Annotated in this window: 9 protein-coding genes; 1 reads left to right on the plus strand and 8 read right to left on the minus strand. The window is 37.7% G+C overall.

Features of this window, described 5'->3' with window-relative positions; translation table 11 throughout:
* Positions 1–29: 29 nt before the first annotated feature.
* From ACIQ0C_RS14140 to pruA, 7 genes are all read right to left on the minus strand, one after another.
* Positions 30–785: a hypothetical protein gene (locus ACIQ0C_RS14140; protein WP_402841558.1), complete on the minus strand. Its 756-nt coding sequence runs from the start codon at positions 783–785 to the stop codon at positions 30–32.
* Positions 786–813: 28 nt separating this feature from the next.
* A complete protein-coding gene (locus ACIQ0C_RS14145; RefSeq protein ID WP_403060909.1) occupies positions 814–1,860 on the minus strand; it encodes a cytochrome d ubiquinol oxidase subunit II in 1,047 nt (348 codons plus the stop codon).
* Between the two features lie 16 nt (positions 1,861–1,876).
* Positions 1,877–3,238, minus strand: coding sequence for a cytochrome ubiquinol oxidase subunit I (locus ACIQ0C_RS14150; protein WP_403060912.1), 1,362 nt, complete (start codon positions 3,236–3,238; stop codon positions 1,877–1,879).
* Between the two features lie 987 nt (positions 3,239–4,225).
* Entirely contained in the window at positions 4,226–4,480 is a 255-nt protein-coding gene (locus ACIQ0C_RS14155) for a biotin/lipoyl-containing protein (RefSeq protein WP_403060915.1), read from the minus strand.
* A 583-nt stretch (positions 4,481–5,063) separates the two neighbouring features.
* Positions 5,064–5,570: an acyl-CoA thioesterase gene (locus ACIQ0C_RS14160; protein ID WP_053534899.1), complete on the minus strand. Its 507-nt coding sequence runs from the start codon at positions 5,568–5,570 to the stop codon at positions 5,064–5,066.
* 541 nt (positions 5,571–6,111) lie between these two features.
* Positions 6,112–7,026: a proline dehydrogenase family protein gene (locus ACIQ0C_RS14165; RefSeq protein ID WP_403060918.1), complete on the minus strand. Its 915-nt coding sequence runs from the start codon at positions 7,024–7,026 to the stop codon at positions 6,112–6,114.
* Between the two features lie 72 nt (positions 7,027–7,098).
* Positions 7,099–8,667 carry an L-glutamate gamma-semialdehyde dehydrogenase gene (gene pruA, locus ACIQ0C_RS14170; protein WP_403060921.1) on the minus strand — a complete coding sequence of 523 codons (1,569 nt, stop codon included), beginning with the start codon at positions 8,665–8,667 and terminating at the stop codon, positions 7,099–7,101.
* Positions 8,668–9,474: 807 nt separating this feature from the next.
* On the opposite strand from pruA, the gene ACIQ0C_RS14175 reads away from it, so the two are divergent.
* The gene (locus ACIQ0C_RS14175; protein WP_402841542.1) at positions 9,475–10,869 is read left to right on the plus strand and encodes an amino acid permease; all 1,395 of its coding nucleotides are present in this window, start codon (positions 9,475–9,477) and stop codon (positions 10,867–10,869) included.
* 788 nt (positions 10,870–11,657) lie between these two features.
* Here the strand turns inward: ACIQ0C_RS14175 and ACIQ0C_RS14180 are convergent.
* Positions 11,658–13,355: a sigma-54 interaction domain-containing protein gene (locus tag ACIQ0C_RS14180; protein WP_403060924.1), complete on the minus strand. Its 1,698-nt coding sequence runs from the start codon at positions 13,353–13,355 to the stop codon at positions 11,658–11,660.
* Positions 13,356–13,361: the final 6 nt, after the last annotated feature.

The raw sequence follows: 13,361 nt of genomic DNA on the forward strand, positions 1-13,361 counted from the left end.
GGTTTATTTAAGAAGGAGTCGATACCATGTCATTTACTACCCTTGACCGGTTTAACTTGGGCTTTTACAAGCTGCCATCCTTTGTCATACTTCCATACTGATTTAATCGCCAGTATCGGATCACGCTCATCGGACCCTTTTACATTTTGGATTCCAATAAGTGCTTTTCCTTTTCCAAAAACGGTCTTGAAATCCAGTGAAGAGTATGGATCAACCAAAAGCTCTGTCGGTTCATTTAGTTTTCCATTTCGATAAATGCCCAATTCATCATAAGCTTGTTTTCTGGAACTGACATCCATCACCACAGGTTTTTGACCTTCAATAATGATTTCCGCTTTGTATCCGTCAAGAAATTGTGCCATTACGGGAACGGATGGCGGTACTTCCAGTTCCTTCACTTTTCCATCCTTGAATGTATAGGCGTAACTGGATATCAACCGTTCCCTACCTTCCATCAAAACCGTGACCAATACGTCCTGGACCCCATCATTATTCAAGTCGGCAACCTTTAGATCTGGATTATACCCAGCTTCAAGCGGGACGTTGATTGTACGGCGATTGCTTTCCACACTTAACTCGATTTTCTTCAGAAACTTGCTACCTTCCTCATAAGGCAGACCTTGAACCTGGATGATGTCTATTTTCTGGTCACCTGTTACATCTCTTTTTGTTGATATATATGTGCCAGCTACCTGAAAATTTTTATCATGCGCTTCAACCGCTTGATAGCTCAAAAATAGTGAGATGACTAAAACCGCATATTTTAGCAGATCTAACTTTTTCATTGTGATAACCTCTCTTTTCAAAGATGAATTAATTTGACATTTGTCGCCGTTTGAACTTTCGACGCTGATCTTTCATGAAGATGGACCAGAAATAATAGAACCCCGGCACTAGTATCGCAAAGCCCACGATATATGTGGCAAACACTGCCCGGAATGAGGTTGGATCGGTAAATCCTGAAAGGATCGTGACATTTGGATATATGATATAAGGTAAATGTGCGATACCATAAACATAACTTCCTATTAAATACTGTATGATAATCGCTATTACAGCGAGGCGGGGCATCCCTTTAACATCCTGCTTAGAAAAATAGGGTAAGTACAGTGCTATCCCGCTAATGATGAAAAAAATGAGCGAGACGAATAACAATGCAGAGTTTTTCATCATTCCTTGGTAAATCCAATTCGCTTCGTTTCTTAACGTGAGCATAACCAACAGAGCCATGACCAACATAAGCGGTCCCGTTATCATCGCATCCCTGCGATATATTTTGTATGCTTTCATTTCATCGGCTTGTTTTGAGTAATCGGACAGGAGCAAAGATGATAAAAAAAGCGTGCTCATAATTCCGAACCCCACAAATGCATACTCATTCGGACTCGTGAAAAGTTTAGATAAATTCAATTCTTCATTTCCTCTCATGCCTTCGACAAATCCAAGATGGGTGATTGGCAATACGCTGATTAATAGCCCCGGTATGATCAATCCCGTCACCCCTGAGATATACGTTAACGCTTTTTCATATTTGTCCACGCTATGAGAGAAAACCAAGAAAGCACTCCTAATACATAGCAGGACCAATATCAGGCTCGCGGGAACGATCAAGGCTACCCCAATCGGGAAAACCGCACCTGGAAATAAACTGTAAATCGCGATGACAAGACCAACCACAAAAGTATTAGTCACTTCCCAAGTTGGTGATAAATAGCTATTTGCTATCTTGGTAGCATTCGTCTCTTCCTTTTTAATGTAAGTCATTGCCCAGAAGCCAGCACCGAAATCCATAGAGGCCATGATGGCATAAAGAAAAATAAAGCCCCAGACCAGTGTTATTGCAAGAAGAGCATCACTCATTCGCCTTCCCCCCCTTTTATGAATTCGAATCGAAAAGCCTTACATCTTTCTGTTCGGCCTTATATATATCATCCATTACGGAATGACGCTTGAAATAATACAAAAGTGTAAACACGACAGAAACGCATAAAATGATATATACAATAATGAACATCGTAAATAAAAACCCAAGGTTTTCGTACGAAGTAACTGAATCCTCCGTGGTCAGCATCCTATATATCGTCCACGGCTGTCTGCCTGTACAGGCAAAAATCCAACCGCATTCTATCGAAATCACCGAAAGCGGGCCTGACGCAACAAACAGCCAAAGAACCCATTTCGGATATGTCTCCTTTTTCAGCCATTTATTCCATACCAATGCAAACAGTGCCAACGCGATTAAGCCTGAACCAATGATGACCATGGCGTTGAATAAGATATGGACATAAAGGGGCGGCCAATACTCTTCCGGAAAATCGTTCAAACCGGTCACGACCGTATCGAAGCTATTACCAGATAGAAAGCTTAATAACCATGGGAATTCAATCCCATACTTCACTTCCTGGGCTTCCCTATCGGTATAACCGAACAAGGTAAGCCCGGCATGGTCCTGTGTTTCAAACAACCCTTCTGCAGCCGCCAGTTTTTCCGGCTGTTCCCTATATAAATGCTGTGTAGTCGCATGACCGTTCAATGCCGTCAAAAACGAAAAAACCAAGCCCAAGACAATACTGAGCCTCAGTGCTTTTTGGTGAAAATTAAATTCAGCAGTGCCATATTTATTTTTCAGCATCTTATAGGCTGCAACGGCCGCTACGACAAAAGCACCGGTAGTATAAGCAGTCAGGGCCGTATGACCTGCCGTCACCAGGAAACTTGGGTTGAAAAATGCCGCCCAAGGATCGACATCGACGATTTCCCCATTTTCAAACCGGAACCCAGCCGGTGTCCCTTCAAAAGCATGGACATTCGAAATCAAAACCGCCGAAGCCATTGCACCGAATGCAACAAAGAATAAACTCACGATACGGGCCCATGGCTTGATTTTTTCAGCAGCATACACGTAGATTGACATGAACAGCGCTTCAACCATGAATGCATAAATCTCGATCTGGAATGGAAGCGCCATGACACGTCCAATCACTTCCATGAACCCAGGCCATAATAGTGACAGCTGCACACCCGCGATCGTACCAGTCGGAATCCCGACCCCAAGCAAAACCCCTAATGTTTTGGTCCAGCGTTTAGCCATGACGACATACTGTAAATCCTTTGTCCTTTGATACATCAATTCCGCTGCCAACATCATCATCGGCAACCCGACGCCGATCGTTGCAAATATGATATGTACAGCCATATTCGTCCCGAACATCGCACGGGCCATTTGTATATGATCCATACTGTCTTCCTTTCTAACCTTTGTCTCTTGGTAGTATCTCCTCTGTAAAGGAAAATATTTAATAATATTCCACAAACTAAGTTTTCATGGTTTTGGAGAAAGACAGTATTTTACTTGATGATGTTTTTGGTTAATTGTTTCATCTAAATATTCTATCGAGGTTATTATTGGGATATATTTACTCGGTTGATCGCTTCTTAACCTTGCTTAGATTGCATGTACGAACGGCAATTTTAGTATAGCTGTGCAAATAATAATAAAGTATTTATAAATTTCCGAACAATTTATCAATCTTTCTTCTAAGTCAGAAATATCCGTCTTTGAATTATGATTACTTTTTACAATAATCCTGCCTCTTTATGGTTATGTGCCATAAACGGGTCACCAAACAATCACCATTGACAACACTGGGAATTGAACAGAGGATTGCCGTGAATCCTTCACAATTCTCTAAAGAACTGTTTATTCATTTTTATATTTCATTCAATAAAAATACACACATACCCTACAATATAGTAGTCTATGTGTGTATTTGCGGGCCGTATTGACTTTTGCCCAATTTTCCTTAAAGCACGGGTACTAGCCTATATATTTATTTTTAATCCATAGAACTCCTTCGACATAAAAAAGAACAATTCATAAATACAAAAGTATCTTTTTTGCAAAAATCGCTCCATATTTCTTGCGATAGGTTATTGCACCAGAACGAAGGATTTCTATAATTAAAAACTCTACCATATCGTAGAGCTTTTTAATTATATGTTCATTAACTGGCACTTTTAAGGCTGGAATAAGATGAATAAACCCAGCAAATATATTAAATAAACTTTCTATCCGTTTTAACCAATTAGAAATTCTTTCATTTAGTCAAGCTTTACCCCATTAAATACACTAAATATTCCGAATATTCAATAGATGCTTTCACAAGACTCTGATTTAGAAAAATTCATATTCAGGATACTAGTAATCCTAAAACCCTTTGGAACTTCAATCACTTCCTGAGATTAATAAATCATCCTGTAACTGAATTAACACTGTTTCATTACTTACATTTTGATTTTTTGTTACTTCAATTGAAACAACATGACCACTTACACTAGTCTCAATTTCCACTTTTTTATTGTCCGTTGTTTGGACTACCATTAGTTTTTCCCATTCATATACATAAGAGCCTTGACTAACAAATATGTTTTCAACTTTTCCACAACAAGGACTATAGACAGTTTCTATAACTTTTTTCACCTTAAAAACCTCTCTTTCTAAAGAAATAAATTAGAGATTCCATATATCATATTTACACCCAGCCATGTAAGCAGCTAGACGCATATCTATTTGATAATTTTGTGCTATTGAAGATACCTTGCATCCATTCAATATGAAGCCGTTAATCCACCAGAAATGGCAAGTAAGTCTAGTACCAGCAATACGTTCCGTTTTCCTAATATGGTTGTTGCTTCAATTGTTCAATTGTTGGAATTCCACTAGCACTGTATTCATCCATCAACAATAAATTGCGGGTGTAAAGACCCTGGTGCGGAATGTCAATTTGACTGATCACTCCCACATACCCTCGACTTAGCCTAATTCAGAAGAGGGCATGATACGGGGGATCGCAAACCGCCTTTTCTTGGATAAAGCAGTTACTTCTGGATGAAAACGAACTCGTCCCTTTGTAGGCCAAACTAATCATTATGTAGAGAACGATAGCCGGAGAAAAGACTGGGTTGAACTTAGTAAATCTAATACTTCACTTTGCTTATTGTCCGGTTTTTCAAACTTGAACGATTTTGATAAGGATTGCCTTTTACCTCGTAAGTTATGAAAGTTAAGGATAATCTACATTTAAAAACGTAGCCACATCTTTGCTTTTTTGTTTTCTTTGTTGCCGCATACTTGCTCGATCTAAGGCCGTTTCATGTAATTTTTTTTCTTCTTCTGTCTCCGGAATAACTTTTGGAACACGTGTTGGACGTTTATGCTCATCTAATGCAACAAATGTTAATAGAGCAGTCGCTGCAATTCTACGAACACTGCTTTTTAAATCTTCAGCAATAATTTTCACAAAAACCTCCATTGAAGATGTGCCGGTCCATGCCACATAAGATATAAAACACACTGAATCTGTTGTACGAATGGGATGTAAAAAGTCAACTGAATCTGTTGAAGCAGTTACACATTCACTTCGACTATGACGTGCTGCGGAAATCGATGCTACTTGATCGACATCACTCATTAATCTGCCGCCAAATAATGTATTATGATTGTTCACATCATTTGGAAATATACGACTCGTTCTTATGACCCTTGATTCTCTGCAATATTTCGCTTCTATAAACCCGTCCTCCTAAAACATGGGACCTGATATCCATCACCTATGTAAACTTTTAGTATATGGTTATATTATGATACAATTTTGCGCTTTTTAACCTTAAAACACTCTCGGCGTATGTAGCCTAGTGTTCCGAGAATACGAAGCTTGCTTTAAAATATCATTCACCATCTGCTCTTTACATAGCATTAAAAGCTCCTCCTGTTCAAATGAACTGTTGTCATTCCCTTTGAAGAAACCAGACTTTTCATACTGGTGAATTCACCGGTCAAGGGAGGACGGGGTCGTATTGTTTCTTCACTGTGCGCTTACTTTGATTTCCTGTTCCAGTTGAAACTGCACCATTATCAATGAATTCAACTTATTTATTAACAACGTAAATCTTCCCTTTGCATGTTAAATCGGAGAAAGAGAGAGAATTCATGATTATATTTTTCTATATTAGAAAGAGTCGTTGTGCCTATCTGTTTAGTTTCCCAGTTACGAACTCTAAAATAAAATAACTTTCTATGATATCTTCACCCAGTTTTAATAAACTCATCAATTATTTAGAAAAGAATCCTTTAAGGGCAAAAGCAATATTTTGTGGTCTTTCTGCCAAGCGACGCATAAAATAACCAAACCAGTCGTTACCAAAAGGAATATACACACGCATTGTATATCCTTCTTTAGCTAAACTTAGCTGCATGTCTGTTCTAAATCCATATAACATCTGAAACTCAAATTGGTTACGTGGAATATTGTGTTTTTGAACAAACTCTTTAACACTGGCAATGATACGATGATCATGGGAAGCAATCGCCGTATAGCTGCCACTCAGCAAATGCTCTTCAATGATTCTCATATAATTTTTATCTACTTCTTCTTTCTCTTGATAAGCAACAGAAGGAGATTCTTGATAAGCTCCTTTAACTAAACGAAGGGGAATTCCTTTTAATTCTTTTACGTCCTGTTCCGCTCGATATAAATAGGATTGAATCACTGTTCCTACATTATCATATGTTTCGCGTAAGTCTCGCAGGATATCTAACGTGATTTGGCAATGTGCATGATCTTCCATATCGATTCTGACAAAATTGTTGTATTTCTTGGCTGTCTCAAGAATTAGACACATATTTTGAACACAAAAATTCCGATCAATGTCCAAACCAAGTTGGGTCATTTTTACAGATAAATTACTATTTACTCCTGCACTACCCATAGCTTCCAACGTTCTTACGTTATATTCCGTTGCCTCTATTGCCTCTATTCTACTTGAAACAAACTCCCCTAAATGATCCAGTGTACAAACCAAGCCTTTTTCATTTAATTCTTGAACTTTCTTAATCGCACTTTTGATAGTATCTCCTGCAACAACTTGGGATGCCCCAAATCGAAGGCCCCATTTTTTCGCCGCTTTATTTAACGCTTTGTTGTTGGAAGCGTGAAGAAAAATATTTTTTGAAACATCTACCAGCATGAATATATCCCCCTAAATACATGTCCTCGTTATATTAAATGGGGCAACCTTTTTAAATTGCCCCAGCTCTTATTAAAGTGTTTCGCTAGTTGTTTTCGCTTGCATGTGTAGAATCAAATAATCAGGGCCACCCGCCTTCGAATCCGTTCCAGACATGTTGAACCCACCAAACGGATGATACCCAACGATTGCTCCTGTACAACCGCGATTAAAGTATAGATTACCAACGTGGAATTCTTCTTTTGCCCGTTCAATATGATCAGGAGTGTTAGAAAGTAACGCACCCGTTAAGCCGTAGTCTGTGTTGTTCGCTATTTCCATCATATGATCGAAATCACGCGCTTTACAAAAAGCTACAACAGGTCCAAAAATTTCTTCCTGCATCAAACGTGCTTTTTCATCGATATCCGCAAAGATGGTCGGTTCAATAAAGTACCCTTTGGAGTCTTCCCCTTCTCCACCAGTCATCAACTTGCCTTCTTCCTTTCCTATTTCAATATATTTCATGATTTTATCGTAAGAAGCCTGGCTGATAACGGGTCCCATATAGGTATTTACATCTTCAGGGCAGCCAATCGTTAAAGTCTGAGTTAATGCCACTGCTTTTTCAAGGACTTCGTCATAAACATCCTGATGTACCACTGCACGTGAGCCAGCCGAACACTTTTGTCCGGAGAATCCAAAAGCAGAGTAAACAATCGAAGAGGCCGCTACATCCAAATCCGCATCTTTATCTACGACTACAGTATCTTTTCCGCCCATTTCGGCAATCACACGCTTTAACCAAATTTGACCCGGATGCACTTTTGCCGCGCGTTCATAAATGCGGCAGCCTACTTCACGGGAACCCGTGAAGGAAACAAAGCGAGTTTTCGGATGATCAACAAGATAATCGCCTATTTCCGCGCCGCCTCCTGGAATATAGTTAAGTACACCATGAGGAAGACCAGCTTCTTTCATAACTTCAACGAATTTCGCTGCAATCACTGGTGTGTTATTTGATGGTTTCAGGAGAATCGTGTTTCCGGCAACGATCGCTGCAGCTGCCGTTCCGGCCATAATAGCTAATGGAAAGTTGAATGGAGAAATGATGACACCTACACCAAGTGGAATATAGTTGAACTTGTTTGCTTCTCCCTCTCGACTTTTTACAGGTGCCCCGTCTTTTAATTGCATCATTTGACGGGCATAGAATTCAAGGAAATCAATGGCTTCAGCCGTATCTGCATCAGCCTCTTTCCATGGCTTCCCAGCTTCTTTCACAAGATAGCTTGAAAATTCATGTTTGCGACGACGAATGATATCCGCAGCACGAAATAAAATGTTAGCACGTTCTTCTGGTTTTTCTTTTTTCCATGTGTTGAATGTAGACAATGCTGCTTGCATTGCTTTCTCAGCTAATTCTTTATTCGCTTTAGAAACTCGACCGATTACTTCTTCCTTATTTGCAGGATTTATCGATTCAATTTGTTCATTTGTTGTAATGAATTCTTCTCCGATGACAAGTGGATAATTTTTTCCTAGCTCTGATTGTACAACCTCTAAAGCTTTTTTAAATTCACTTTTATTTTCTTCAAGTGTAAAATCCGTAAATGGTTCGTGTTTATATGTTTTAATCTCCGTATTGTTTGTTGTAATCATGTTATTCTCTCCCTTAAAAAATAGATTTGTATAATCGATGTAATAGCGAATCATCTTATTAAAAGTAATGAATAATTTTCAAATGATAGTAGCTGCCTCTAATTTCTTCTTTTACTTTTAATGGATGTTTGTGAAGAAAAGTTTGCTAATCCAATATTGCCTCCTTTATTAACGGAAAATTTATAATACAAACAATATTCAAAAACTTGGTATGAACATATTATAATTCCATTTACACACTTTTGTATACCACTTTTAACAAAATTGTCTAAATAATTTCAAATTAAACACTTTTGTTCAATTGAATATTCATTTTTTTAAATAGATTATTAACTAGCTTCTAAACAGTATATGGATGGATTCATATTATCTTGGGAAGAGCTCACCCCCTATTAACCCGTTTTTTTTAATCAATTGCATAGCTTCTAAACCACATAGTATGTAAATGGCAGAAGGAATGCCTTCAATCATGACAACAGAACGAGCTCGCTTTTTGATTAACCAATGATTATGTTTTATAAATAACTTTAAAGTATACACAACTGTTTAGTTCATGTTCCATGTCGGGAAATAAATAGACAAATATGCACAAAATGTATTATTATATAATTCTTAATATTTTTTCATCTTTTATTTGGAGTCTTTATGCAAATTGAATTTTTAATTCTAATAAGTAGAAGAAATAAAAGAGGAAGATTTGTTAAAGATTTGTTTCTTTTTTTAGGGGTTATCACTTTCTGTTATTTTTTTGAAAGATTTGAATCCCCTTATTTTTTTGGTTTTTACGTTATAGAGAGGATGTAGGATATGAATCATCAACAACCTGAATTAAAAAAAGAGTTGAAAATTCGGCATATTACCATGATTTCTCTCGGAGGAATCATCGGTGCTGGGTTATTTGTTGGAAGTGGCCCGTTAATTAATACTGCTGGGCCAGGTTCTATTTTCTCATATGCGCTAGCGGGATTACTGGTAATTTTAGTGATGCGGATGCTTGGGGAAATGTCAACAGCAAATCCATCAAGTGGCTCTTTTTCCACTTATGCCCGAGAGGCGATCGGCCCATGGGCCGGGTACACGATTGGCTGGTTATACTGGTTTTTCTGGGTAATTGCCATTGCAGTTGAAGCAATAGCAGGTGCGACAATTATTCAATATTGGTTTCCTTCTTTGCCTTCTTGGTCAGTCAGCCTTATGCTTACTTTTTTATTAACCCTAACCAACATCTATTCTGTTAAATCATTTGGTGAGTTTGAGTATTGGCTGTCTATGATCAAAGTTGTCAGTATTGTACTCTTTTTAATTCTTGGAGGGGCCATTATATTCGGTTTCATACCAGGAATAGAATCACCTGGTACTTCTAACCTTCTACATAGAGGTGGATTCCTGCCATCTGGAATAAGTTCTGTCTTTATAGGAGTTGCCCTTGTTATGTTCTCTTTTATGGGGAGTGAAATTGTGGCGACTGCAGCAGGGGAAACCTCACATCCTGAAAAAGCCATGAGGGTTGCGACAAATACCGTTATCTATCGTATCTTAACCTTTTACCTAGGTTCAATTTTAATAATCGTAACAATTCTTCCATGGGACTCTTCCAGTTTGATGAAAAGTCCTTTTGTTTCTGTCCTTGAACTTTTAAATATACCAGCTGCAGCTCAAATCATGAACTTCCTGCTTTTGACGGCAGTACTTTCTTGTTTGAATTCTGGTATTTATACGAGCTCACGCATGTTATTTTCAATGGCAAAAAATGGAGATGCCCCCGAGATGTTTTTAAAGGTAAATAAGAAGGGGATACCAATGAATGCGATTTTAGGATGTACCGTTATTGCTTATATTAGTATTGGCTTCAATTACTTCTCTCCAGATAAAGTATTTCTGTTTTTAGTAAATGCTTCCGGAGGTGTAGCACTTCTTGTTTATCTAGTGATTGCCTTCTCTCAGTTACGTATGCGAAGAAAATACGAAAAAGAAAATCCTGGAGCACTTAAGATCAGAATGTGGTTATTTCCTTATTTAACATATGCCACGATTATTACGATCACTAGTATATTTATCTCGATGACATTTATTGATTCCTTGCGTTTACAATTCTTTTTAACACTACTTCTCACTATACTGATTGTCGGTTCTTTCTTTGTCTTAAAGAAAAAGAAAGCATCGGATTTAATATCAACGAGCAAAGAAAAAAATGCCTCTTAATTACAAAAATAGGAAATACGATATAAATAATGGACTCTATTAGAACTTAGGCAAGGGCTGGCGCATTAAAAGATCCCAACTCAGATTAGTCATTTGATTTACCTGTCAAGTAGACATTCATAAGAAGACTACAGTCATCGAGATTCGATATTCAATCGGAGCTTGGTGGCTGAGTCGTTTTTGGAATGGTTTGTAGCTGTATTAATAGATATTCTTCCACGCCTTGATCAGTTTTTTTAAAATTTTGATCCAACATCTCTGATTTATAATGGGGAAATAACGATTCCACTAAAACATTATCATGTTGGTTTCACTTAATGCCAAGATATTGAAGTAGTAGATTGTATGCATGGGATGTTTATTAGAAGCCTTGATCCGAATGGAAAATGGTTCTGTATACATCCCTTTTTTGGGATAAAACCATCTAACGTCTCTTATACGCTTTTTTTCAGCCTGTACTTTATAATTATCACACTCCGATACCTTTCAATTGATTTGGGAACCCTTCGTTTCATTGCTGCCTTCCCCATACAAATACATCTGTACAGCTTTCATTTTCTTTTCCTTTGAATATTTCTCGAACTTTCTCCTTTTTTATCTATAATGAAATCCCCTCCAGGTAGTAGTGTAATATCCACGATTGTTTGTGGTCTGTTTACACTGTCTACCTTAAGGGGATATTATCAAAGCAGTCTTTTCAGAAACTAGCCCTCATCTTAATTTATTATCGGTGATAACATAAGTTTCGATAGAGAGCGTAACTGGGACATAATAAAATGCAAAATAAATCAGTTTAATCCGTATTCTTTAATCTTATTATAGAGTGTTCCTCTGGACATACCGAGTAATTTGGCAGCCGCACTTTTGTTTCCATATGTCTTGCTTAAGGCTTCTTGAATCATGGATAACTCTTCTTTTTCCTCTTCCTGAAATGATGTTTCTTGTGGGCCTGAGATATGGCCATTATGAACATAATAGCTACTGGTTATGTTTTTTTGAAGATGATTGCTTTTAATAATATTTTCATCATTCAGAAGGATAACACGTTCCACAACATTCCGAAGCTCGCGGACATTTCCTGGCCATTCATAGTTAACTAAAATAGTTATAACTTCCGATCCAATTTTCGGAACTGGTTTCTTATACTTAGAACTGAACTCTTGCACAAACTGTTCAACTAATTTGACAATATCTTCTGGTCTTTCACGCAAAGGAGGAATATCAATGTTAATTACAGTTAAGCGATAATAAAGATTTTCGTTGAATTTCCCTTCCTTTACCATTGCTTCTAACGCCTGAGATGTAGAGGCAATTACACGTGTATGCGTCGTCAATAATTCCGTTGTACCTACACGATAAAATGATCCATGTTCTAAGTAGTGTAGAAATTTTTCTTGAATGTCCAATGGCATTTTATCAATTTCTTCAATAAATAAAGTTCCATTATGTGATTGTTCAATTTTTCCATTTTTCCCAGTCTTCTTATCTGCTGTAAAAACTCCTTTTTGATATCCAAATAATTCAATCTCTAAAAGAGTGGAAGGAATGGCTGAACAATTAATAGATACAAAAGGGCCGGTACGCTTAGAACCGCCGTAATGAATAGCTTGTGCTAACATCTCTTTTCCTGAACCTGGTTCTCCGGTTAACAGAACCGGAATGTCCGCGTAGGCAACTTTTTGCGCTACCTTCACGGCCTTTTGAATTTCTACATTTACTCCAATAATAGAGGAAAAAGGGTTGTCCTGATGGATAAGTAATGGTAACGAAGAATCAAGTTCCTCGTTCAAACGAACAATTTGAGTAATATCATGTTCCGTTGCAATGCCTCCAATAACTGTATTATCCTTTATAACGGGGGAGGCATTTACTAATACGTGATTATCATTATTAGGGCGATGGTAAGCCCCACGAACGGGACGTCCCTCATTTAATATACGATGTAATATAATAGACTCTGATTGAAAATGCTCGCCAATCTTTTGACCAAGGATATTTTCACGTTTAATGCTGTATGTTCCCTCAGCAACGGTATTCCAGCAGATAACTTTCCCCTCTTGATCCACAGCTGTGACTGCGTCATTAATGGTTTCCGCCAATGTAGAAAAGTATGCGGATAGCTCCTCATTTTTCAATTCCAGCAGTTGAACCCATTGGTTTGCAGTTATGATTCCACTAATTCCTTCTTTTTCTGGATCTTTAATTAGGACCGGTCTGCTCCAATCAGTTTGTAACATAGAAAGTTCATCTATTGTAGAAATGGTAGAGGGAGTCCACTTTACCTTTTCAATCCACTCGATTACAGACAGTGAATCATCCATTAATGCCAAGAAATTGCATTCATTCTTCGAAACAATGTAGTATTCCTTCGCTGAAATGATTACAAAATCATACTTTAAAAAGTTATTCTTCATATCCATTAAAGATGTATAGGGTTTCACTATAGTGAAGGAGTTGTCTGAGGTAATTTCTTCCATTTTAATCATAATAAA

The organism is Peribacillus sp. NPDC096448, assembly GCF_044762675.1.
In the GTDB taxonomy this organism is placed as follows: Bacteria; Bacillota; Bacilli; order Bacillales; family DSM-1321; genus Peribacillus; species Peribacillus frigoritolerans_B.

What these genes read in the sequence shown, in the direction of transcription:
- ACIQ0C_RS14140 (WP_402841558.1), bottom strand. Translation starts at nt 785, where the DNA reads ATGAAAAAGTTAGATCTGCTAAAATATGCGGTTTTAGTCATCTCACTA.
- ACIQ0C_RS14150 (WP_403060912.1), bottom strand. Translation starts at nt 3,238, where the DNA reads ATGGATCATATACAAATGGCCCGTGCGATGTTCGGGACGAATATGGCT.
- pruA (WP_403060921.1), bottom strand. Translation starts at nt 8,667, where the DNA reads ATGATTACAACAAACAATACGGAGATTAAAACATATAAACACGAACCA.
- ACIQ0C_RS14145 (WP_403060909.1), bottom strand. Translation starts at nt 1,860, where the DNA reads ATGAGTGATGCTCTTCTTGCAATAACACTGGTCTGGGGCTTTATTTTT.
- ACIQ0C_RS14165 (WP_403060918.1), bottom strand. Translation starts at nt 7,026, where the DNA reads ATGCTGGTAGATGTTTCAAAAAATATTTTTCTTCACGCTTCCAACAAC.
- ACIQ0C_RS14180 (WP_403060924.1), bottom strand. Translation starts at nt 13,355, where the DNA reads ATGATTAAAATGGAAGAAATTACCTCAGACAACTCCTTCACTATAGTG.
- ACIQ0C_RS14175 (WP_402841542.1), top strand. Translation starts at nt 9,475, where the DNA reads ATGAATCATCAACAACCTGAATTAAAAAAAGAGTTGAAAATTCGGCAT.